At 69.7% G+C, this 22,880-nt stretch carries 20 protein-coding genes; 14 read left to right on the forward strand and 6 right to left on the reverse strand.

Features of this window, described 5'->3' with window-relative positions; translation table 11 throughout:
* Positions 1–19: 19 nt before the first annotated feature.
* On the forward strand, positions 20–925 hold the full coding sequence (gene rarD / locus C8E96_RS07815; RefSeq protein ID WP_228769962.1) for an EamA family transporter RarD: 906 nt from the start codon (positions 20–22) through the stop codon (positions 923–925).
* Here the strand turns inward: rarD and C8E96_RS07820 are convergent.
* Together C8E96_RS07820 and C8E96_RS07825 are read right to left on the reverse strand one after the other, a co-directional pair.
* Complete coding sequence (locus C8E96_RS07820; RefSeq protein ID WP_228769963.1) at positions 922–2,307, reverse strand: glycosyltransferase family 87 protein; 1,386 nt, start codon at positions 2,305–2,307, stop codon at positions 922–924. The genes rarD and C8E96_RS07820 overlap by 4 nt on opposite strands.
* A 44-nt stretch (positions 2,308–2,351) precedes the next feature.
* Entirely contained in the window at positions 2,352–3,122 is a 771-nt protein-coding gene (locus tag C8E96_RS07825; protein WP_091376793.1) for a deoxyribonuclease IV, read from the reverse strand.
* Between the two features lie 163 nt (positions 3,123–3,285).
* Here C8E96_RS07825 and C8E96_RS07830 point away from each other — a divergent pair, with 163 nt between their 5' ends.
* The 7 genes from C8E96_RS07830 to dnaB all read left to right on the forward strand — a co-directional run bounded on the left by C8E96_RS07830 (position 3,286) and on the right by dnaB (position 9,879).
* Complete coding sequence (locus C8E96_RS07830; protein ID WP_228769964.1) at positions 3,286–4,299, forward strand: hypothetical protein; 1,014 nt, start codon at positions 3,286–3,288, stop codon at positions 4,297–4,299.
* Between the two features lie 59 nt (positions 4,300–4,358).
* Positions 4,359–5,195 carry a hypothetical protein gene (locus C8E96_RS07835; protein WP_133794254.1) on the forward strand — a complete coding sequence of 279 codons (837 nt, stop codon included), beginning with the start codon at positions 4,359–4,361 and terminating at the stop codon, positions 5,193–5,195.
* Positions 5,196–5,278: 83 nt separating this feature from the next.
* Positions 5,279–5,569, forward strand: coding sequence for a 30S ribosomal protein S6 (gene rpsF, locus C8E96_RS07840; protein WP_091377087.1), 291 nt, complete (start codon positions 5,279–5,281; stop codon positions 5,567–5,569).
* A 19-nt stretch (positions 5,570–5,588) separates the two neighbouring features.
* Positions 5,589–6,089 carry a single-stranded DNA-binding protein gene (locus C8E96_RS07845; protein WP_091376798.1) on the forward strand — a complete coding sequence of 167 codons (501 nt, stop codon included), beginning with the start codon at positions 5,589–5,591 and terminating at the stop codon, positions 6,087–6,089.
* Positions 6,090–6,148: 59 nt separating this feature from the next.
* Positions 6,149–6,397: a 30S ribosomal protein S18 gene (gene rpsR, locus C8E96_RS07850; RefSeq protein ID WP_054053205.1), complete on the forward strand. Its 249-nt coding sequence runs from the start codon at positions 6,149–6,151 to the stop codon at positions 6,395–6,397.
* A gap of 14 nt (positions 6,398–6,411) precedes the next feature.
* The gene (rplI, locus tag C8E96_RS07855) at positions 6,412–6,870 is read left to right on the forward strand and encodes a 50S ribosomal protein L9 (RefSeq protein WP_166658226.1); all 459 of its coding nucleotides are present in this window, start codon (positions 6,412–6,414) and stop codon (positions 6,868–6,870) included.
* A 423-nt stretch (positions 6,871–7,293) separates the two neighbouring features.
* Entirely contained in the window at positions 7,294–9,879 is a 2,586-nt protein-coding gene (dnaB, locus tag C8E96_RS07860; protein WP_407642609.1) for a replicative DNA helicase, read from the forward strand.
* On the opposite strand, the gene C8E96_RS07865 is transcribed toward dnaB, so the two are convergent.
* Positions 9,846–10,382, reverse strand: a complete 537-nt coding sequence (locus C8E96_RS07865) for a P-loop NTPase family protein (RefSeq protein ID WP_091376804.1) — start codon at positions 10,380–10,382, stop codon at positions 9,846–9,848. The genes dnaB and C8E96_RS07865 overlap by 34 nt on opposite strands.
* Positions 10,383–10,489: 107 nt before the next feature.
* Between C8E96_RS07865 and C8E96_RS07870 the strand changes: the two genes are divergently transcribed.
* Both C8E96_RS07870 and C8E96_RS07875 read left to right on the forward strand, forming a co-directional pair.
* Positions 10,490–11,278 (forward strand): dioxygenase family protein, encoded by a 789-nt coding sequence (locus C8E96_RS07870; protein WP_091377094.1) that lies wholly within the window; start codon positions 10,490–10,492, stop codon positions 11,276–11,278.
* A gap of 98 nt (positions 11,279–11,376) precedes the next feature.
* The gene (locus C8E96_RS07875; protein WP_091376806.1) at positions 11,377–12,225 is read left to right on the forward strand and encodes a GGDEF domain-containing protein; all 849 of its coding nucleotides are present in this window, start codon (positions 11,377–11,379) and stop codon (positions 12,223–12,225) included.
* A 113-nt stretch (positions 12,226–12,338) separates the two neighbouring features.
* Here the strand turns inward: C8E96_RS07875 and C8E96_RS07880 are convergent, their stop codons facing one another.
* From C8E96_RS07880 to C8E96_RS07890, 3 genes are all read right to left on the reverse strand, one after another.
* On the reverse strand, positions 12,339–15,713 hold the full coding sequence (locus tag C8E96_RS07880; protein ID WP_091376810.1) for a beta strand repeat-containing protein: 3,375 nt from the start codon (positions 15,711–15,713) through the stop codon (positions 12,339–12,341).
* Between the two features lie 197 nt (positions 15,714–15,910).
* Positions 15,911–16,675: a hypothetical protein gene (locus C8E96_RS07885; RefSeq protein ID WP_091376813.1), complete on the reverse strand. Its 765-nt coding sequence runs from the start codon at positions 16,673–16,675 to the stop codon at positions 15,911–15,913.
* Between the two features lie 240 nt (positions 16,676–16,915).
* Positions 16,916–19,156 (reverse strand): translocation/assembly module TamB domain-containing protein, encoded by a 2,241-nt coding sequence (locus C8E96_RS07890; RefSeq protein WP_091376816.1) that lies wholly within the window; start codon positions 19,154–19,156, stop codon positions 16,916–16,918.
* Positions 19,157–19,220: 64 nt separating this feature from the next.
* On the opposite strand from C8E96_RS07890, the gene C8E96_RS07895 reads away from it, so the two are divergent.
* The 4 genes from C8E96_RS07895 to C8E96_RS07910 are packed head-to-tail and all read left to right on the forward strand — an operon-like array spanning position 19,221 to position 22,850.
* Positions 19,221–20,381 (forward strand): AI-2E family transporter, encoded by a 1,161-nt coding sequence (locus C8E96_RS07895; RefSeq protein ID WP_091376819.1) that lies wholly within the window; start codon positions 19,221–19,223, stop codon positions 20,379–20,381.
* A complete protein-coding gene (gene macS, locus C8E96_RS07900; protein WP_091376822.1) occupies positions 20,378–21,550 on the forward strand; it encodes a MacS family sensor histidine kinase in 1,173 nt (390 codons plus the stop codon). Before C8E96_RS07895 ends, macS begins: the two co-directional genes overlap by 4 nt.
* Positions 21,551–21,570: 20 nt before the next feature.
* Complete coding sequence (locus C8E96_RS07905; RefSeq protein WP_407642669.1) at positions 21,571–22,206, forward strand: response regulator; 636 nt, start codon at positions 21,571–21,573, stop codon at positions 22,204–22,206.
* Between the two features lie 29 nt (positions 22,207–22,235).
* Entirely contained in the window at positions 22,236–22,850 is a 615-nt protein-coding gene (locus tag C8E96_RS07910; protein WP_228769965.1) for a DUF1707 SHOCT-like domain-containing protein, read from the forward strand.
* Positions 22,851–22,880: the final 30 nt, after the last annotated feature.

Consider the following 22,880-nt stretch of genomic DNA (forward strand, 5'->3'; position numbering starts at 1 on the left):
GGATGATCGGAGGAACCTGGTGTCCGGACAGCGACGCGGTTTCCTCCTCGGCCTCGGCGCGTACCTGGCCTGGGGTTTCTTCCCGCTCTACTGGCCGCTGCTGGCCCCGGCCGGTCCGGTCGAGATCCTCGCCCACCGGATCGTCTGGTCGCTCGTCGCCGTCGCGGCCCTGACCATCGTCGCCCGCCGCTGGACTCGGCTCAAAGCGGTTTTCGCCGATCGCCGTCGCCTGACGTTCATCGGTGTCGGCGCGGTGGTCATCGCCGTCAACTGGGGCGTCTACATCTATGGCGTCAACAGCGGGCAGGTCGTGGAGACCTCGCTCGGCTACTTCATCAACCCGCTGGTGACGATCCTGCTCGGCGTGGTCGTCCTGGGCGAACGGCTGCGGCCCGGCCAGTGGATCGGGCTCGGCATCGCCTTCGCCGCGGTGGTGGAGCTGACCTTCGACTACGGCCGGGTGCCGTGGATCGCGGTGACGCTGGCGTTCTCGTTCGCCACCTACGGCCTGATGAAGAAGAAGGCCGACGTCGGGTCCACCGAGGGCCTCACGATCGAGACGATGGTGCTGGCACCCCTCGCGCTGACGTTCCTGCTCGCGGGCGGCGGCGGCACGTTCGGCCACGCGGGCTGGCTGCAGGCCGTCCTGCTCGTCGGCACCGGCGTGATCACCGCGATCCCGCTGCTGATGTTCGGCACGGCCGCGACGAAGGTGTCCATGACGACGCTCGGCCTGCTGCAGTACACCGCGCCGATCGTCCAGTTCGCCGTCGGCCTGCTGGTCTTCCACGAAGCCATGACGACCGCGCGCTGGGTCGGCTTCGGCCTGGTGTGGCTGGCCCTGGCCGTGATCACCGTGGAATCCCTGGTGAGCAGGCGCCGGACCGCGCTGCGCCCGATCGAGCGCCAGGCCGAGCTGGTCTAGACCCGGGACGGCTCCTCGAGCTCGACCTCGTCCTCGTCGACCGCGAAGTCGGCCGTCAGGAACGCGATGAACAAGCCCACCAGCAGCCCGGCGCGTCCCCACACACCGATCATGACCAGCTGGGCGCTGAAGCTGTCGTAGACGCCGGAGGGCAGCCGGGCCGCGATCCGCGCGAACCACAGGAAGATGCCGACGCCCATGGCGAAGTCGGCGACGAAATACGCCGCGATCCAGCCCCAGCGGATCCTCAGCAGGACGAACATCGGGACCAGCCACAGCGTGTACTGCGGCGAGTGGACCTTGTGCAGCAGCAGGAACCCGCACAGCATCGCCGCGGACACGGCCACCCACGGGTACGTGCGTTCCCGCTGGTAGCGAACCCAGCCGATGGCGCAGGCGGCGGCGAACGACGCGAACACCAGGACCGGTGAGGCGAAGCTGATGAACTCCTGCACCGAGTCGTTGCCCGGGTCGGAGTCCGGCCGGAAACCCCAGAACCAGATCGAGTTGGCCGTGATGTCGGCCTTGCGCTGGCCCTGGAAGACGAACGACGCCAGCCAGCCCTCGAAGCCCGCGACCGCGAACGGGATGTTGACCGCGATCGCCGTGCCCATCGCGATCAGCGCCACCCGGACCATGCCCGCCACGTCACGGGTCTTGCCCTCGACCAGTTCCTTGCCGCCGCGCCCGCCGGTCAGGACATAGAGCATCAGCGGGAGAACGAAGATCGCCGGATACAGCTTGAACGCGAACCCGAGGCCGAGCAGCACCGCGCTGACCGACGCGCGCTGGATCAGCGGGCGGTCGACACCGCGCTTGCCCCAGCCGCGGTGCACGACGTAGACCGCCGCGACCGCGCACAGCACGACCGGGAGCTCCCAGTTGTGGAACGCGTAGAGCACCAGCGGCGGCGACAGCGCCCAGATCAGCGCCCGCCAGCGCGAGAGCCGCCCGAGCAGCCACGCCGTCGCCAGGCCGAAGGGGGCCATGAGCAGCGCGGACGCCAGCAGGAAGGCCGCGTCGGTGTCGGCGAACAGCGCTCCCGCCCAGATCATCAGCCCGGTGAGCACCGGGTACTCGACCGTGCCGCCGACCAGCTCGCCGTTCTCGTTGATCGACCCGTGCACGTACGGGAACACATGGCGGTCGACGTCGCGGCCGATCCAGAGGAACTGGATGTCGGAGTAGCAGACGTCGGCGTACTTGCGCTCGTGGAAGTCGGGCCCGCTGCGTCCCCAGTCGTCGAACTCGGGACCCGCACACCGGTCCTTGTTCGCGAAGCCCAGCAGCAGGGTGAACCCGCAGAGGAGCACGAGCAGGGCGAGTGACGCGCGACCGAGCCGGAGCACCGTCGACGAACGGTCCTGCGGTGCCTCGGGCACTGCGCTTTCCGCCTTCCCTGACACCGTCACCCCCGCGGGCACGCTCACCGGCCGAGCGCCTCGCGCAGGAACGCGATGTCCTCCGCCTGGCCGTCGGACGGGGTCTCGACCACCACCGGGGCGCCTGCCGCCGCGACCACGTCGACGAGTTGCTTGGCGTCGATCGTGCCAGTCTTGATGTTGGCGTGCCGGTCGCGGGTCGAGCCGAACTCGTCGCGGGAGCTGTTCAGGTGCACCAGGTCGATCCGCCCTGTGATTCGCATCACCCGATCGGTGATGTCGACCAGATCCTCGCCCGCCGCGAACGCGTGACAGGTGTCGAGGCAGAACCCGGCGCCGAACTCGCCGACCGCGTCCCACAGCCGGGCGAGCATGTCGAAGCGGCGCGCCATGGCGTTGTCGCCGCCCGCGGTGTTCTCGATCAGGATCGGCACCGCGAAACCGCCGTCGGCCTGCTGCCGCTCGAAGAACTTGCGCCAGTTGTCGATGCCGATCGCGGGATCTTCATCGGCGCCCAGATGACCGCCGTGGACGACCAGGCCCTTGGCTCCGACCTGGGCCGCGCCCTCCGCGTGCTGCACGACGAGCTTTCGCGACGGGATGCGAATACGATTGTTCGTCGAAGCGATGTTCACCCGATAAGGCGAATGGACGAACACCGTCAGATCGGACGCGAGCAACTCCGCGGTCTGCGGGTGGGGCTGCGGTGCCTTGAAGCTCTGCGGGTCGGACAGGAAGAACTGGACGACCTCGGCCTCGCGCTCGCGCGCTGCACCGACGGGGTCGTCGTCGCGGACATGGGCACCGATGCTCATGGATCGCGAGCGTAGTCGTCAGCACAGACAGACAGGACTCTCGGTGGCAAGCCGATGCCCGCCACGGGTGATTCGCACCTAATCGGGCCTGGTCGCCGTCACGATGAGGGGTTACCGTCGTTACTTTCACTGAAGCTACTTGTCGGTATCCGAAGGGGTGACCATGCGACGCCGCTACAAGACGTTCGCCACCGGCCTCGTTCTCGCCATCAGCGCGGCGACGGGGAGCCTGGTCATGTCGTCGGGCACCGCGGCCGCGGCCGACCCCATCGTGGTGGGCGACTGCTCAACCAGCGTTCAAGGCACACCTGGCACGCCTATCTCCCTGAGCCCGAGCGCCGTCCTCGATCCGGTGCTTTCCATCGTGCGGGCCGTGCCCCTCATCGGTGGCACCCTGGCGGGCGGCGTGAGCAGCGCGGTATCCGGCATGGGCAACATCCCCATCGGCACCGTCCCCAGCGCCAATTCAACCATCTCCGGTGCGACCATCGCGGCAGCGGCCACGCCGCGCATCCGCAGCGCCATCCAGGGCATTCCGCTGATCGGCGACGTGCTCAACGGCATCATGACCAAAGTTCAAGCCTCGTTGACCTCTGGCTGCGGGATTGTCGTCACCGTGGTGAATACGGCTGCTGCCCCCGTCCAGGAGGGCTCGAAGACCGTCGCGGGCGCCATCGAGAAGGGCGCGGCGGCACTGCCGCTGCCCGGCAACCCGACCAACCCGACGCAGCCCCCCGGCACCACCAACCCCGGCGCCCCCGGCGGCAGCGGTCCGGGCGGCACCAACGGCGGCGGCAACACCGGCGCGCTCCCCGGCTCGAACCAGTCCGTGATCGGCGGCGTCCCCAGCGGGGGCGGCATGTTCTTCAGCCCCAACTACAACTTCGGCCGCTCGCCGATGGCCGACTACTCGAACCTGCCGTTCGCCAAGGCCGGGCTGTTCGCCCCGTCGCCCGGCGTCCGGTACGGCGGCGGCGTCCCCGGCTACTCGCCGCAGTTCGGCATCCTCGGCACGAACAATGACACCGACGGCGTCCAGGCCGCGGGCCACGCCGACGCGCTCACCCCGGTGAGCGGCAACCGCATCGCGTTCCCGATCCTGCTCGCCGTGCTGGCGCTGTCCGGAGTGACCGCGGCACTGGTCCGCACCTGGGTTCTTCGTCGCATGACCGCGTGACTTGATCGCCGGTCTATCGTTCACCCGGTAGTGGCGTACGACACGAAAGGGTGCACCGGGTGCGGCGACTGATCTGCTCGGCTCTCGCATTGCTCGCCGCGGGTGCCGCGGTCTCACTCGGACCGGCGCAGGCCAGTGCGGCCCCCATCCCGTTCGTCGCCGTGGACTGCTCCCAGACCGTCATCGCCTTCAAGGGGCAGCCGGTCACGCTCGCTCGGCTCGCGGTCGCGGGACTGGTCAGCCAGGCGGTCCGCGAGACCGAGGGCCTGGGTGCCTTGCGCGGCACCTCGGTCGGCATCGCCTTCCCGCTCGGCGCGTCGATCCCCGTCGGTGAGGTCCCCGACGGCACCGGCGAGATCCCCGGGTCCGTGATCGCGGACGCCGTGGCGACCGTCGTGCGGCCGATGCGAGAACTGGTCCCGCATACCGACGCCGCGGTCGCGCGCGTCCACCAACTTGTCACTGAGAAGTGCGGCATGACAGTGCGCGCGCTCAACCCGTCCAAAACCGCTCCCGGCACCAAGCCTGGCGGCCCGGGCACCAACCCGCTCACCCCGAACGCGCAGCCCGTCGGCGGCTACACGGTTCCCGACCAGCTGCGGCTCTACGACGGCGCCGCGCTCGCCGGGGCCGCCAAGCGCGACTACGGGTCGATCCCGTTCGCCAAGGCGGGCTTGTTCGTGCCCTCGCCGAGCGCCCGCTACGGCAGCGTTCCCGGCTACAGCCCCGAGTTCGGGTTGCTGAGCGACACTGCCGACTTCCGCACCGCCGGTGACGCCCAGGCGCTCCCGGTGGGCGCGGGCAACACCGTCGGCCTGCCGATCCTGCTGGCCGTCCTCGCGTTGTCGGTGGTCACTGGTGCACTGGTCCGCACGTGGGTGCTGCGCAGGGCCTGACCGGCCGCTGTTACGCTCTGTCCGCAGACCCTCCTGCCACGGAACGTCCGTGGCCGCGAGTCCACAGGAGGTGAGTGGTCTTCATGCGTCATTACGAGGTTATGGTCATCCTCGACCCCACACTCGACGAGCGCACTGTCGCTCCGTCGCTCGACACGTTCCTCAACGTGATCCGCACGTCGGGCGGAAACGTCGAGAAGGTCGAAATCTGGGGCAAGCGCCGCCTGTCCTTCGAGATCAAGAAGCACGCCGAAGGCATCTACGCCGTGCTCGACATCATCTCGGAGCCCGCGGCCGTGAAGGAGCTGGACCGCCAGCTGTCCCTGCAGGAATCCGTGCTGCGGACCAAGGTCATGCGGCGCGAGAACGCCTGACGGGACAGGGAGGCAAACGATGGCTGGTGACACGACGATCACGGTGGTCGGAAATCTGACCGCCGATCCTGAATTGCGCTTCACCCCGTCGGGTGCTGCCGTGGCCAGCTTCACGGTCGCGTCCACCCCCCGCACGTTCGACAAGGCGAGCGGCGAGTGGAAAGACGGCGAAGCGCTCTTCCTGCGGTGCAACATCTGGCGACAGGCGGCCGAGAACGTGGCCGAGTCGCTGACCCGTGGTTCGCGGGTGATCGTGAGCGGACGGCTCAAGCAGCGGTCTTACGAGACCCGCGAGGGCGAGAAGCGCACGGTCATCGAGCTTGAGGTCGACGAGGTCGGCCCCTCGCTCAAGTACGCGACCGCCAAGGTCAACAAGGTCAGCCGAGGCACCGGTGGTGGCGGCGGTTACGGCGGCGGTGGCTCCGGCCAGTCCGCTCCGCCCGCTGACGACCCGTGGGGCTCCGCACCTCCGTCAGGCGGCGGTGGCGGCGGCGGCTTCAACGACGAGCCTCCTTTCTAAAGCGCACTGCACCGCGCTCACCCCAGACTCTTTCACTAGATAGAACCCAGGAGTAAGACGTGGCCAAGCCACCGATTCGCAAGCCCAAGAAGAAGGTCTGCGTGTTCTGCAAGGACGTGAAGAAGGACCGTCCGGTGAACATCGACTACAAGGACACCACGCTGCTGCGCAAGTACATCTCCGACCGCGGCAAGATCCGCGCGCGTCGGGTGACCGGCAACTGCAGCCAGCACCAGCGCGACGTCGCCATCGCGGTGAAGAACGCTCGCGAGGTCGCCCTGCTTCCCTACACCTCGACCGCTCGCTGATCAGGAGGAGACGCATCATGAAGCTCATCCTCACCACTGACGTGAGTGGACTTGGTGGCCCCGGCGACGCCGTCGAGGTCAAGGACGGCTACGGCCGCAACTACCTGCTGCCCAAGGGCTATGCCATCGTCGCCACCAAGGGCGCCGAGAAGCAGGTCCAGGTCATCCGCCGGGCCCAGGAGGCCAGCCGGATCCGCGACCTCGACCACGCCAAGGAGGTCAAGGGAGCGCTGACCGCACTGGGCAGCGTGCCGCTGGCCGCCAAGGCCGCGTCGAACTCGGGCAAGCTGTTCGGCTCGATCACCACGGCCGACATCGTCGCCGCCGTCAAGGCGGCCGGTGGCCCGGTGCTCGACAAGCGCGCGATCGACCTCGCAGGCCACATCAAGACGGTCGGCAAGCACTCGGTCAACGTGCGGCTCCACCCGGACGTCACTGCCGCCTTCACCGTCGAGGTGAACGCGGCGGGCTGACACCCCGTCCAACCGAAACCGCCCCTTCCGCCGCGAGCGGGAGGGGCGGTTTCGTGTCCGCACCCGCTGTCCCCAAGTTGTCCACAGGTCGTGTTCACCCACCGGGGTGACAGCCACGGCGACACGCCGAAGCGGCGATTAATCGCGACACGCCGGACGATCGTGGGAGAGTTTTCTCCACACCTTGTACACAGCCTCTGACCTGGGCGTTCTTATGAGACTGATGTAGTTGTCCCCAAGTTGTACACAGGTACGCGGGCAGCTGTACGCAGGTGGCTCAAACCATCCACAGGTTATCCACAGTTGTGTCCCCAAGGTCGTTTGCAAGCGGCCGATCGGGGGTTCTAGCGTCGGCCCGGCGGCACCGAAATGTCGCCGTGCCGACGTACCGTCGGACCGAACAGATGTACGAAGGAGGGCCGCGTGGCGCTGACCGATGACCGCTCTTTGCCGCCGATGCCGAGCGGCCCCGAGCACGGTCTCGACCGGCAGCCGCCGCAGGACCTCGCGGCCGAACAGAGCGTGCTCGGCGGCATGATGCTGTCCAAGGACGCCATCGCCGACGTGATCGAAGCCCTGCGCCCCGGCGACTTCTACCGCCCGGCGCACCAGATGATCTACGACTGCGTGCTCGACCTGTACGGCCGCGGCGAACCCGCCGACCCGATCATGGTCTCCGCCGAACTCGAACGCCGCGGCGAACTCCGCCGAGTCGGCGGTGCCCCGTACCTGCACACGTTGATCGCCACGGTCCCGACCGCGGCCAACGCCGGCTACTACGCGGAGATCGTCGCGGAGAAGGCGATCCTGCGCAGGCTCGTCGAAGCGGGAACCCGCATCGTCCAACTCGGCTACCAGGGCGCCGAGGGCGCCGACGTCACCGAGATCGTCGACCGCGCGCAGGCGTCGATCTACGAGGTCACCGAACGCAGCATGAGCGAGGACTACGTCGCGCTCGAGGAACTGCTGCAGCCCACCATGGACGAGATCGACGCCATCGCCTCCCGCGGCGGCAACTCCTTGGGCATCCCCACCGGCTTCGCCGACCTCGACGAGGTCACCAACGGCCTGCACCCCGGCCAGATGATCATCGTCGCGGCACGACCTGGTGTCGGCAAGGCGCTGGCCCTCGACACGCCACTGCCCACACCCACCGGCTGGACCACCATGGGCGAGGTCAAGGTCGGTGACGAGCTGATCGACGCCGATGGCAAAGCCACCCGGGTCGTCGGCGCGACCGACGTGATGGTCGGCCGCCCGTGTTTCGAGGTCGAGTTCAGCGATGGCACCGTGATCGTCGCGGACGCCGAACACGAGTGGCTGACCAGCACCCGCGCCTCCCGCCGGGCTGCCGCAGGCCCGTCCTCCGCGATTCGCACCACGGCCGAACTCGCCGCATCTGTCCGGTGCGAGACCAGTGATCGCCGAGCGAACCATGCCGTCGCTCTCACCGCGCCCTTGTCGCTCGCCGAAGCCGACCTGCCGGTTCCGCCCTATGTCTTGGGTGCGTGGCTGGGCGATGGCGACTCCGCCGGGGCCCGGTTCACCACGAATGATCCCGAGATCATCTGCCACATCGAGGCGACCGGGATCGAGGCCCACGAGTACGGCAACATGCGCTACCACCTGCGGCTTCCGACGCCGGAGCCAGTGGCGGCGAAATCGTGCGTCGTCTGCGGGGAGACGTTCGTGCCGCGAACAAGCGAGGTGAAGACGTGCGGGCGAAGCTGCGGGGGCAAGTCGCGCTTCGTGTCCGCGCCCGTTCCGCCGCCGCATTGCCGAGACTGCGGCAAGCCGTCGACAGGTGGGCGCCTCTGTCAGCCGTGCACTTGGGAACACGGGTCACTCCAGGCCATCCTGCGAACGACCGGCGTGTTGGGCGACAAGCACATCCCGGTGTCGTACCTGCGCGCTTCCGAATCGCAGCGCCGGGCGCTCCTAGCCGGTCTGCTCGACACCGACGGCACCGTCACGGCGACGGGTTCGGCGCAGATCTCCGTCACTGACCGAAGGCTCGCGTACGACATCCACGAGCTGATCATCGGCCTCGGCTACCGCTGCCGGATCCGGACCAAACGAGTCGCAGGACGAAACGAAGATCGTTCCACCGCTTACATCATGACGTTCACCCCGCAGGACCGCGTGTTCCGGCTCGAACGGAAGCACCTTCTGCACAAGGAACGCATGATGGACCGCCCGAGCCGTCCCGGCGTTCGGTACATCGTGGATGTCCGCCCGATCGCCTCAGTGCCGGTGCGGTGTGTCGAGGTGGACAACGCCGACCACCTGTATCTCGCGGGTCGATCGATGATCCCGACGCACAATTCGACCCTGGGTTTGGACTTCGCGCGTTCCTGCTCGATCAAGCACGGCATGAGCAGCGTCATCTTCTCCCTGGAAATGAGCAAGACCGAGATCGTCATGCGCATGCTCTCCGCCGAGGCGCGTATTCGGCTCGGGGATATGCGCGGTGGTCGGATGAGCGACGACGACTGGACGCGGCTCGCGCGGCGGATGAGTGAGATCAGTGAGGCGCCGATCTTTGTCGACGACTCGCCCAACATGACGATGATGGAGATCCGGGCGAAGGCTCGGCGGCTCAAGCAGCGGCATGACCTGAAGCTGGTCGTCGTCGACTATCTGCAGCTGATGACCTCCGGCAAGCGGGTCGAGTCGCGGCAGCAGGAAGTCTCCGAGTTCTCCCGGCAGCTCAAGCTGTTGGCCAAGGAGATCGAGGTGCCGGTGATCGCGATCAGTCAGCTGAACCGTGGTCCCGAACAGCGGACCGACAAGCGCCCGATGCTGTCGGACCTGCGTGAATCCGGCTCGCTGGAGCAGGACGCGGACATCGTGCTGCTGATCAACCGGCCGGACGCCTGGGAGCGCGACGACCCGCGTGCGGGTGAGGCGGACTTGATCATCGCCAAGCACCGTGCCGGACCGACGGCGACCGTGGTCGTCGCGCACCAGCTGCACTACAGCCGGTTCGCCGACCTCGCCCAGGGCTGAGCGCCCAGCCAGCGCCGGACGTCGCCCGCGCTGGTGAAGCGGACGACGTCGACGTTCGGGTGCGCTTCGGCCAGCGCGCGGGTTTTGGCGCTGGTCGCGGCGTGCTGTGACCACGCCCAGCGGATCGGGTGCTCGGGGTCGGCCCACTCGCGCCAGTTCTCGGTGTTGCCGTTGAAGAGTTCGCGGCCGGTGACCGCTCGGGCGACACTGCGGCGAATCACCCGGTGCATGACGGTCCGGCGCGGCAGGTCGAGCCAGAGCAGGGTGTCGGCGCGTTCCCACAGCAGGGTTCCGAGAAACCGCTGGTACTGCGCTTCGCAGACCCAGCGGTCGGTGGCGGCGAACGCGGCGACGTCGGACTCGAACTCGGGGCGCTTGACCCAGCCCGGGCCGTGATGCAGCGCGTCGAGTTCGTAGCGGGGCAGGCCGAGCCCGGCCGCGACCCGTCGGGCGAGGGTGGTCTTGCCGGAACCGGACACACCGGCGATCAGGACGCGTCGCACCCAATCACTCTACGAGCAGGTAAACCCGCTCCTGACCTGGTCGGAATACTGCGGGCCTCGCCTGCGTCATGGTATGTTGAATATTCAACCTCACGGGGATGGGCGACATGATGACGTCGAGCAGGCAGCCGGTTCTCTACCTCAGCCACGGTGCGCCACCGCTGGCCGATGACCAGCTGTGGACCCGCCAGCTCGCCGAATGGTCGTCGACCATCGACAAGCCGACAGCGATCCTCATCGTGTCCGCGCACTGGGAAGAGGCGCCGCTGACCCTGGGCGCCACCGAGACCGTCCCGCTGGTCTACGACTTCGGCGGCTTCCCCGAGCGCTACTACCAGGTGAAATACCCCGCGCCCGGCGCACCGGAACTGGCCGCGAAGGTTCGCGGGCTGCTGCGCGGCCCGAGCACCCCGACCGCCGACGACCCGCACCGCGGACTCGACCACGGCGCATACGTCCCGCTGGTCGAGATGTACCCGGACGCCGACGTTCCGGTGTTGCAGATCTCCATGCCCACGCTCGAGCCCGCCGCGCTCGTCGACATCGGCCGCAGGCTCGCGCCGCTGCGCGACGAGGGTGTGCTGATCATCGGCAGTGGCTTCTTCACCCACAATCTGCACGCCATGACCCCGCACCTCGGCCCGGACCACGCGCCGCCATCCTGGTCGAGCGAGTTCGACGACTGGGGTGACCGGGTGATCGAGTCCGGCGACTTCGACTCGCTGATCGACTTCGAGCGCAAGGCGCCCGCCGCGCGGCTCGCGCATCCGCGCACCGAGCACTTCGCGCCGCTGTTCGTCGCGCTCGGCGCCACTATGGACACTCTTCGTACGCAGCGTTCGGTGATCGAAGGGTACTGGTTCGGGTTGGCCAAGCGCTCTTGGCAATTCGATTGACCAAAGATCACCGGTACGGGTGGTATCCGGTGCTTGAATTGGCATAGGTGGACAGGGAAGGGTTCTGCGCAAGTCTCAGCGACGGAAGGCGCGGGCCGATGAGCGCGGTTCACCTAGCGGCACCTCTCGTGCCGGATTCCGGTTGGGACGACCTCGTCGCGGAACTCCCGTATGGGCTGGTCCTGCACGACGAGCACGGGTCCGTCGTCGTGGCGAACGCCAGCGCCGCGGAGTTGCTCGACCTGCCGCCGCACCATCTGCGGGCGGGGACGAACCCGCCCGACTGGCGGCTGTGCGACGACTCCGGTTCCCCGGTCCCGAGCATGCCGGAACTGGCCCGCCAGATCGGTCGCGCGGGATCGTCGACGACGATGCCGTTCGTGGTGACCCGCGTGAACACGCCGTACCGCAGGCTGTGGGCCGACATCCACCCGGTCACCCACCGGGGACGCGGGATGACGCTGATGGTGATCCGCCCGGTCGAGTCCGAGCCGGTGCGGTGCCTGCTCGACCCGACCACCGGACTGCCGCACCGCGCGCTGCTGTTCGACCGGATCGAGCAGAGCCTGGTGCGAGCCCGGATCCACGGGACGCGGACCACCCTGGTGCTCGCGGATCTCCGCGGTCTCGGCAAGGTCAACCGGGAGCTCGGTTTCGACCGCGGCGACGAGTTGTTGGCGCTGCTGGCCGACCGGCTGCGGTCAGGGCTGCGGGCCGATCAGACCGTGGCCCGCTACACCGGCGGGACGTTCGCCGTGGTCACTGATCATTCGTCGGGAACCGGCGAACACCTCGCCGCCAGGATCCGTGAGGTCGCCGCCGGTGCCGCGTGCATCGGGGAGCAGGAGATCGAGCCGGAGCTTCGGACCGGGTGGTCGACCAGCGGCGGCGACGGAACGGTGCACCGCCTGGTGTCCCAAGCCGAGACCCGACTGCGCGAAAGCTGAACGGACACAGAAGAAAGGCCCCGCCTGGGTGGCGGGGCCTTTCTCATTTCCTAGTGGGGGATGGGCCCGGGGCGGGAGGTAGGAAACCCCGGGCCCATCGCACCGATCAGTGGTCAGCCGATCGGGAAGTGCCCGAACACGCCGGCGAGCTTCGCCTTGGTGTCGTCCAGCGAGGGCAGAGCCGGGGCACCCGTGCGGGGGGCCGCGGCGGTGGGCAGGGCCACCGGGGTCTTCAGACCCGCGAGGGCGGGGGTCTGAACCGGCAGCTTGTCCAGCTTCGGAGCCTGGAACAGGTCACCCGTGAACACGCCGCGCAGGTTGTCCAGGCCGGGCATGGCCGGGGCAGCGAAACGCGGGGTGGTCTTGGGGGCGGTCGGCGCGGGCAGGTTGACCTTCTTGCCGTTCAGCTGGCCGGTCACACCGGACACACCGGACAGCGGGTCACCGGCGAGCGGCTCCTGGATCGACGGCGCGCCGCCGAGTCCACCGGTCATGCCGGAGAGCGAGTCGGTGCCGAGGCCACCCAGCATGCCGCCACCGAGCAGGCCGCCGAGCAGGCCGGAGATCGGGTCGGCCGCACCGGTGCGGGCGTTGCCCGCCATGGGCAGCGAGCCCAGACGCGGCATCGAGGGCAGCGTGGTGGCCTCGAGGCCACCGGCCTGCGGCAGGTCCAGCTGCGGGGTGTCCTCGCCCACGGTGATGTTGCTTTCGTTGGTGGCGAAGGTCATCGCCTCGGCCAGAACCTCGACCGGCACGTCGTAGATCGGCGCGTTGACGCCGATCGGCAGGTCGCCGTCGATGCCCGACAGGCTGCCCATGTCACCGGAGGTGGTGGAGGTGCCACCCACGGAACCGTTGGTGACGCTGTCCGAGGCGGCGATCGAGTCGCTGAACAGCGCGGCCACGGCGTCGCCGTGCGGCTGCACGACGGCGGCGGCGGGAACGTCGAGCAGGTTGCCCGAGAGGTTGGCGTTGTCGCCGCTGGTGGTGATGTCGCCACCGGACGTCGCGTCGGTGTCGTTGGTCGCGGCGCCCGTGGCCATGCCACCGGCGGCCGAAGCGGCGTCGCCGAAGGCCTGCACGATCGGCAGCGCCTGCGCGGCGACGACGTTGCCCGCGAGCGAACCGTTGTCGCCGTTGGTGTCGACGGTGCCGCCCGCGTCCGACATGGTGGTGTTGTGGGAAGCGGCGTCGTTGTGGCCGAGCACCGCGGCCGAGTCACCGAAGGCCTGAACGGCCGAGGCGACCGGCACCGAGACGACGTTGCCCGTGCCCGAGCCGTCCTCACCCGAGGTCTGGGCGTAGTCGCCCGCCTCGGAGTCGACGGTGTTGCGGCCTGCCTGGTCGCCGTCGCCGACGACGGTCGCACCGCTGGACAGGACCTGCGTCGGGATCGCGACGGGAGCCTGGGCGATGTTGCCCGCCAGCGTGCCGCCGTTGCCCTTGGCCTTGGAGTAGCCGCCCGCGTCGACAGTGCTGTCGGTGTCGCTGTAGGCGAACGTGTCGGCGACGACGCCGCCGCCGTTGCCCGCGGCCTGGACCGGACCCGCGACGGGGACGTTCGCCAGGTTCGAGGCCAGGACGCCCGCGTCGTCGTTGGTGCTGCTGTCGCCGCCCGCGCTGGCCGTCTTGGTCTCGGTCACGGTGGAGTTGGTGCCACCGATGACACCCACGGTGTTCGCGAGGCCCTCGACCGGAACGGCGACCGGGACGGTCGCGGCGTCGCCGCCGACGACGCTGTCGTTGCCGGTGGTGCCGGTGAAGCCGCCCGACTCGGACGTGCTGGTCGCGATGCAGGTCGCGTCGGCCTGGCCGCCGCCCGCACCCGTGTTGCCGCAGGCGTCGATCGGGGCGGTGACCGCCGGGACAGCCGCGAGGCCGCCGCCGACGCTGTCGTCGCCACCGGTGTAGGAGCTGCCACCCGCGTCGGAGCTGACGTCGGTGGTGGTCTCGGTGACGGCGGTGCCGATCAGCGAGCCCGCGTTGCCCGTGGCCTGGGTCGGGATGGCGACCGGCGCGTGGCCGATGGCGCCGCCGATCACGGACTCTTCACCGTTGGTGAGGTTGGAGCCGCCTGCGACCGCGTCACCGCTGGTGGCGCACATCGTGGTGGCGATGCCGACGACCGCGGCCGCGTTGCAGTCCACGGCGACCGGGCCCGCGAGGGCGGGCTGCAGGATGTTGCCGGAGCCGACAGCCTCGTCGCCGTCCGTCTTGATGTAGGCGGGCTCGTCGTAGGTGTCGCTCGACTGGGCGTCACCGGCCTGGGCGTAGGCGTCGCTGGCGGTGAGTGCGTCGGCGATGCCGACGAGGGTGACGGCGTTGCCGTTGCCCTGCACCGGGACAGCCACGGGAACCGCGCCCGCGTTGCCGGACAGCACGCTCTCTTCGCCGTCGGTGACGATGGTGCCGCCGGAGGTGGCCTCGGAGTAGCTGGCCGAGTCGGTGGTCGCGATGCCGCCGCCGGAGACCGCGTTCCCGTTGAGCTGCACCGGGGTGGCGCCGTGGCCCGCGAGGACGTTGCCCGACAGCACGCCTTCTTCGCCGTCGGTGACGATGTCACCCTCGGCGGCCGCCGACTGCGACGAGGTGTTGTACGAGTCGGCGGTGCCGCCCACGGCGACCGCGTTGCCGGTGATCTGGACCGGGGCGGCCCACATCAGGGCGACGACGTTGCCCGCGAGGGTGCTGTCCGAGCCGTCGGTGACGATCGGGGTGCCGTGGTGGGCCGTCTGGTCGGAGGAGTTCTCGACCGAGGCGTCGCCGAGGATGGCGATCGCGTTGCCGGAGATGTCGATCGGGACGACCAGGTCGCCGACGATCTTGTTGCCGCGGAAGAGGTCACCTTCGGCGGTGGCGGCCTTCGGCGAGACACCGTCGGTCGGGACCAGCCCGGTGAGCGGGTTTGCCGGGAGGGCACCGCTGACCGGCGCGAGGCCGCCCGTGGCGGGCAGTTCCGTGGGCAGCTCGGTGGGCAGGCCCGTGGTGGGGAGCCCCGTCGTGGGCAGCCCCTGGGTGCTCGGCAGGCCGCCCGTGGCGGGCAGGGCCTCGGACAGCGTGTCCGTCGTCGGCAGTCCACCGGTGGTGGGCAGTGCGCCGGTCAGCTGGTCCGCCGCGGGCAGCGCCTCGGTGGACAGCGGGGCGACGCCGTTGGTGCTGGTCAGCGCCGGGGGCATGCCGCCCGCGGTGGGCAGACCGGAGGTCAGGCCGCTCGTGGGCAGGGCCGGGGTGGCACCGCCGGTGGCGCCTGCCAGGTCGCGCGGCGAAACCGTGATGTCGTGGTTGACGCCACCCAGGTTCTGCTGCCCGAACGGGGTGCCCAGCGCGTTGTTGTCGATCCTGATCGGCACGCTGACCGAGCCGTCCAGGGCGGACGGCGGGAGGTCGGGGTTGAAGCTCTCGTCAGCGGACGCGATGCCGGTACCCAGCATCAGCATTCCGCCTGTGACCAGCGCGGTCTGGAATCCGCGCTTCGCCCAGATATGCATCTGGTGTTCTCCTTCTCGGTTTCCCATTGCTGGGGCTAAATGCGGGTGACCGGACGCGAAACCGCGTCGGGGCAGCGGCCACCTGCGTTAAGGGGTGCGGGAACTAACCCGCGGGGGGTGAAGGCACGACCTGGGCATGCCGATCTACGCGCATGAACCCAGCGAAGCGGCTAGTGGCTTCGCGGTCGCGCGGGAATTCAGTCGGGAGTGACGCCGGGCTGCTGGCCGACGGTGACGGGGACGTGGACCTGGGCCGAGCGCGAAGCATCGGCGGTGTTCAGGTCAGTGCCCGACGGAACCGAGGAGAGCAAGCCGAAACTCGGCGCGTCCACGGAGTTGGCTCCGGTGTGTCCGGTGCCAACGGGGGCGGGGATGCTCAGCGGCGCCAGCGGACTGGTGCCACGGGGCATGACCGGAGCCTCGTCAGAGGGCTCCGGCGAACCTCGCCGGTTCATACCGTCGGCGAGAGCGCGGTCAACCGCGCCCGCCACGGCGTTCTGGTCGATCGCACCAGGCCGCACCCCGACAAGAGTGGTGGCCTTGGCGATCGGCGCCCCGACGACGGGCGCGGTGACGGCGGAACCGTCAGGCGCGTCGACGCCGGGATTGGTCACTCCGGGGAACTCGACATCGTCCACGTCGTCGATCGCGTCGACCGGGAGCGTTGCCGCGTTCTCGAAGTGCTGGGTGATCTTCTGGCCGAACTCGTCGAACGCTTCCTTCGCGTGTTCGCCGAAGTGCGGGTCAGGCTCGCCGATGATCCGGCCGATGCTGCCGGCGAGGTCAGAGACCACCGGGAGTTCCATGGGCGCGGGAGCGGACTGAGTGCCTTCGGACGGGAACTTCGGGAAGTCGAACGACGTGTCCGCCGTTGCGGAGGCCGACGAAATGGCCCAGGCCGCCGCGGTCGTCGCGACAGCGCCGCCGAGGACGATGAGCGAACGGGAAAGGGCACGCCGCATCGCTGCGGTCGCCTTCTCCGTCTTTGCTCGGTCCACGTGCGGGTACCTGTCACTTTCCGATCTTGGGCCGCACGGCGATCACCGTGCACCGCAGACATTGGCACCCTTGGGGCTCGTTATGCACGTGTGACACAGGAGGCCCACCTGATCGTGTGACGAACACAGAGTGTCTCCACAGATCACAATAAGTAGTGGTGCAGGTCAGAGACTCAAGATCATGAAATTGTCCACACCTGTGGGTTAACCGCGTTTGAGCACGCGAGTCGCTCCGGCCGCCGCCGTCGTGGCCAGAATCCAGCCCACGGCGATCAACGCGCCCGCGATCCACTGCGACGCCCCGACCATCCGCCACTTGTTGTCCTGGCCCAGGTCCACGATGGGAAGCAGCAGGTCGGTGGCCAGCAGCGGCGGGTTCCACACCGGGTTGACGTCGGCGTCGAGCTTCTCCATCACATGGGTGTTGAACCAGAGCAGGCCCAGCAGCCAGAACAGCAGCAGCCACACCATCGCCAGCCAGGGCCGGTAGCCGTAGCCGACCGTCCACTCCTGGAGCCTGCCCCACATCCGCCCGGCGACGTTGAGCTCGGCGTAGCGCCTGCGCTGTCGCTCGAGCTGGACCAGCTGCGCCCGCTCCTCGTCGCCCGCGCCCGCGTACACGGCGGCCAACTGCTCGTACGGTCCCGGCGCGAAGTCCGGTTGGACCGCGCGAAGCCAGGCGAGGCGGGTGCCGACCGAGACCTCGGGGTGCGAGGTGATGGCGGTGAAGCTGAAGTCCTCGAGATCGACTCCGCCGCGGGCGGCCCACAGTCCGGGTCCGTCTATGACCGACACGACGGACGCGCGCGTGAGCACCACTTGCCCGCGCGGGGGTCGGCGCGGTGGGAACGCGAGGACAAGTTCCTGCGCGGTCAGCCCGTAGGCCGACAGCGACTTGTCGGTCGCCGGGTGCCTCGGGTGCGTGCGGCCGCCGAGCCGGGCGCCGCCGAAGGTGGCCATCTTGCCGACCTCGACCAGCCGGACCCGGACACCGCCGATCGCCAGGAAGCCGTAGCTGCAGAGCAGGTCCTTGCCGATGGTGGCGACCCGGGCGTCCAGCGACGGCTTGACCGTCCCGTTGGGGCGCAGCCGCGGCTTGATGAGCCGGGCGCCGGAGCAGTCGAGGCTCGACCCGATGTGCGCGTTCTGCAGGCGCACCGATCCGCTGATCCGGACTTTGCGCAGGAACAAGGTGCCACCCACACGCAGGCGGTCCGCGAAGAGCACATCGATCGCGGGCCCGCACAGGCGCGCGCGGGACAGGCTGGCGCTGCCGTGCACGTGGGCGTCGACGAGCCGGACCTGGCCGTAGGTGCGCAGGGCGGTGCGCTGGTCGCCGTCGGAGTCGATCTTGCCGTCGACCGCGCCGCGGCATTCGACGTCGCCGAACACCTCGACGCCGTCGCCGATCAGGGCGACCGGCACCCGGTCGACGGCGGTGCCCGAGGCGAACGCCGCGGCCAGTCGGGCGATGACGTCCCGGCGACCGATGGTCGCGCCGGACAACAAGAGGTGTCCACCGATCCGGGCTCCGCGCAGCGCGACCGCCCCCGCGGCGGTGAACCCGGCGTCGAGCTTGACGTCGCCGTCGACCCGCAGCCGGTCGGCGTCGAGGACGGTGTGGTCCTCGGCCGTGCCGTGCGGCAGGACAAGCACCTGGTTCTCGGTGGAGGTGCCGTCGTGCAGGTGCGCGCCGGAGAACACGGCGTCGCCGCCGATGCGGGCGCCGGAGAGCAGGACGGTGCCGGTGGCGTCGAAGCGGCCGCCGCCGGTGTCGCACATCAGGTTGCCTTCGACCGCCATGCCCGTGGCCTCCAGCACCGGGCCCGCGGGGTTCGCCATCCGCGCGCCGGTGAGGTGGACGCTGCCGCCGATGTTCGCGCCGCGCAGCCGGACCTCGCCGAACGCGCGGGCGGCCACGCCCTGGATCGAGCCGGACACCCGCAGGCGGGCGCCGAGCAGGGCCGCGCCGTTCGGGTTGCGCAGGACCGCCCCCGCGAGCCGCAGGGTGCCTTCGATCGTCGCGTCCGTGAGGTCGAGCACACCGGTGCAGGTGAAGCCCGGTTCGAGGACCAGGTCGCTGCCGACGCGCAGGTTGCGGGCCTTGACCCCCGGAACCCGGCAGCCAGGCATGGTCAGGCCGACCAGCCGGGCCATCCGCAGGATCGGCGGCCGCTCGAACGTGCAGCGGCGAAGCGCGATGACGTGGTCGACGACCCGGCCCTCGATGTCGAAGGAGCCGGTCACGGTGGCGTTGTCCAGGCGCAGCGCGGGCATCGCCCCGGCGTCGAGCGGGTAGGCCCCGGTCAGCAGGGCGGCGAGCACCGGGCCGCGGACCGGCCTGCCGCCGAGGTCGAGCCTGCCGCCGGTGGTGAACGCCGAATGGACCTCGCGCTCGGTGTCGGTCAGCGACGACAAACCAACGTACTGGGCCCCGGCTTCCATCACAGCGCCATCACATCAGACAGAGTGGTCGCCGAGGAGCCATTCGACGGATACGGTGATCGTGATGACCAGAACCCGCGCCGCCGCGCCACAGGACGTCACCACGCTGGTACCGAAGGGTCTCCGGGTCAGCGCCGCGCTCGCCTGGCGCTTCCTGATGATCATCGGTGCGCTCTACGTGATCATCTGGCTGCTGGGCTACTTCGCCCACGTGGTCATCCCGATCGCGATCGCCCTGCTGCTCGCGGCGCTGATGGCGCCCGGCGTGGGCAAGCTCGTGCAGTGGCGGGTGCCCCGAGGGCTGGCCGCCGCCATCGCCATGGTCGGCGGGATCGCCGTCGTGGGCGGCGTGCTGACATTCGTGATCATCCAGTTCAGCAACGGCCTGCCGCAGCTGCAGGCGCAGGTGGCCGACAGCCTCGAGACGATCCGCGACTGGCTGTCGAACGGCCCGCTGCACCTGCGTCAGGACCAGATCCAGACGTTCCTCGACAACGCGATCACCGCGATCAAGGACAACCAGTCGGCGATCACCTCGGGCGCGATCACCACCGCCGCCACGATCGGCGAGGTCCTCACCGGGCTGCTGCTGACGCTGTTCATCCTCATCTTCTTCCTCTACGACGGCGAAGGCATGTGGCGCTTCGTCACCCGTGCGGCGCCCGCTCCCGTGCGCGCGCGGGTCGATGTCGCCGGTAGGCGCGGTTTCTCGTCGCTGGTCAGCTATGTGCGGGCCACCGCCGCGGTGGCGATCTTCGACGCCGTCGGCATCGGCGTGGGCCTGGCGATCATCGGTGTGCCGCTCGCGGTGCCGCTGGCCGCGCTGGTCTTCCTGACCGCGTTCATCCCGATCATCGGTGCGCTGATCGCGGGGACCGTGGCCGTCCTCGTCGCCCTGGTGGCGAACGGGTTCGTCGCGGCGCTGATCGTGCTGGCCGTGGTCGTGGCCGTCATGCAGATCGAGAGCCACATCCTGCAGCCGTGGCTGCTGGGCCGCGCGGTCAAGCTGCACCCGCTGGCCGTGGTCCTGGCGATCGGCGTCGGCTTGATCGCGGCGGGCATCGCGGGTGCGCTGCTGGCGGTGCCGCTGCTGGCGGTGCTCAACGCGGGCATCCGGTCCCTGGTCAGCGAGCAGGACCCCGAGCCGGAAGCGGTCGACGTGTTCGACGACACCGGTTCGGTGCCGAACCTCAAGGACGACGAACCGGAGCCCAGCAAGCCATGACGCGCAGGGTGCGGCTGCCCGGCGACCGGTACCGCGGCCCCGTCACGAAGGACCCCGCGGCGCCGCTGTGGCTCTCGGCTGTGTTGCTGCGGATCATCACGCTGATCTTCGCGATCGGCGTGGTGGTCAATCACCACGATGAGTACGCGAACACCGGGCTGGCCTATGCCACCGTCGGCGGGATGGCGGTCTGGACCCTCGTCACCTCGGTCTATTACCTGCGAGACACCGGCAAGGCCGTCTGGTTCATCTTCGTCGACCTGCTGGTCTGTGTGATCGCGATGGCGATGTCGCGTCTCGTGCTGACCCACGAGCAGTTGACGGTCCTGGCGGTGCCGCTGGTGCCGACGGTGTGGGTGACGGCGGTCGTCGCGGTCGGCGCGGTCCGTGCGGGCCTGTCCGGCGGGACGCTGTTCGGGCTGGTCGTCGCAGTGGCGAACTACGCCGTGCGCGGCTACGTCGACACGGACCTGACCCGCGACATGGTGTTGCTGGTGGCGATCGGCGGTGTGCTCGGGCTGGCGGCGACCACGTCGCGGCAGTCGGCGGAGCGGCTGGCGAAGGCGCTGCGGGTCGAGGCGGCCACCGCCGAGCGGGAGCGGCTGGCCCGCACGATCCATGACAGCGTCCTGCAGGTGCTGGCCCGGGTCCGCAAGCGCGGGCGCGAGGTCGGCGGCGAGGCGGCCGAGTTGGCCGAGGAGGCGGGCAGGCAGGAGGTCGCGCTGCGGGCGCTGGTCTCGGCCGCGCCGCTGGAGTCCGCCGAGGACGGCACCGCTGATCTGCGCCCACGCCTGCAGGTGTTGGCGACCGACCGGTTCCAGGTGTCGGTCCCGCCGACCGCGGTGACCATGCCCGCGTCGGCCGCGGGCGAGCTCGCCTACCTGGTCCGGGAGGCGCTGGAGAACGTCGACCGGCACGCGGGCCCGGGTGCGCGGGCCTGGGTGCTGCTGGAGGATCTCGGTGACGAGGTGGTCCTGAGCATCCGCGACGACGGTGTGGGCATCCCCGCGGGCCGCATCTCGGCCGCCGAGAACGAGGGGCGTTTGGGTATCGCCCGGTCGATTCGCGGTCGGGTCAGCGACCTCGGTGGCACCATCACCCTGGAGACCGCGCCCGACTCGGGCACGGAGTGGGAGATCCGGGTCCCGGCGAGAAAGGCAACGCGGTGACGGAACAGCCGATCTCGATCATGGTGGTCGACGACCACCCCATCTGGCGGGACGGTGTGGCGCGCGACCTGGCCGAGCGGGGGTTCGAGGTCCGCGCGACCGCGGGCGACGCCGCTTCGGCGGTGCGTATCGCGCGAACCGTGCGCCCGGACGTGGTGCTGATGGACCTCAACCTCGGCGAGGAATCCGGGGTGGAGGCGACCCGCAAGATCACCGGCGAGCTGACCGGCACCCGGGTGCTGGTGCTGTCGGCCAGCGGCGAGCACAACGACGTGCTGGAGGCGGTCAAGGCGGGCGCGTCGGGCTACCTGGTGAAGTCCGCTTCGGCGGAGGAGCTGGTGGCGGCGGTCCGGCGGACGTGGGCCGGTGACGCGGTCTTCAACGCGGGGCTGGCCGGCCTGGTGCTCGGCGAGTACCGGCGGATGGCGTCGGGCCCGGAGGAGAGCGGCGCGCCGAAGCTGACCGACCGGGAGACCGAGGTGCTGCGGCTGGTCGCCAAGGGGCTGACCGCCCGGCAGATCGCCGACCGGCTGGTCCTGTCGCACCGGACGGTGGAGAACCACGTGCAGTCGACGCTGCGGAAGCTGCAGCTGCACAACCGGGTGGAACTGGCCCGGTACGCGATCGAGCACGGGCTTGACGGAGAGCCCGACTAGCGCGCGGTTTCGCGCCTATCTTGGGTGGTGTGACCACCCCGATCAGTCCCCGCGAACTTCGAGTCTCCGACGCCGAGCGCTCACATGTGGTCGGCGTGCTGCAGAAGGCCATCGGACACGGCCTGCTCAGCCTCGACGAGTTCACCGCCCGCACCGATGTCGCGCTGGCCGCGCGCACCCGGGCGGAACTCAATACCGTCCTGGTCGACCTCCCCGGCCTGGTCCACCCGGAGTCCGGTGTCGCGCCGGTCAAGCCGGTGGAGTTCCGGGCGACGATGTCGGCGCTCAAGCGCGAGGGCGAGTGGGTCGTGCCCCGCGACATGGTCATCCGCAGCCAGATGGGCTCGACCGTCCTGGACTTCTCCGATGCGGTCATTTCTTTCCCAGAGATCCGCATCGAGGTCGATGTGGCGGCGGGGTCGGTGGAGTTGCTGATGCCGGAGCGGTCGTCGGTCGACGCGTCGGCGGTGACCGTGGAGCTGGGCAGCAAGACCGACAAGGCCAGTGGCTCGCGCGCAGGTGGGCCGCACTTTGTGGTGACCGGGTCGGTGCGCGCAGGCTCGCTGACGATCCGGCGGCCCACGTACGTGCGGATCGGGTCGCTGACCATCCGCCGACCGTGGAGGATCAGCTGGGACGCGTAGGCTCTGCTGTGAAGCTCTGCTGATAAAGCA

Origin of the sequence: Actinokineospora alba (assembly GCF_004362515.1) — a bacterium.
GTDB lineage: Bacteria > Actinomycetota > Actinomycetes > Mycobacteriales > Pseudonocardiaceae > Actinokineospora > Actinokineospora alba.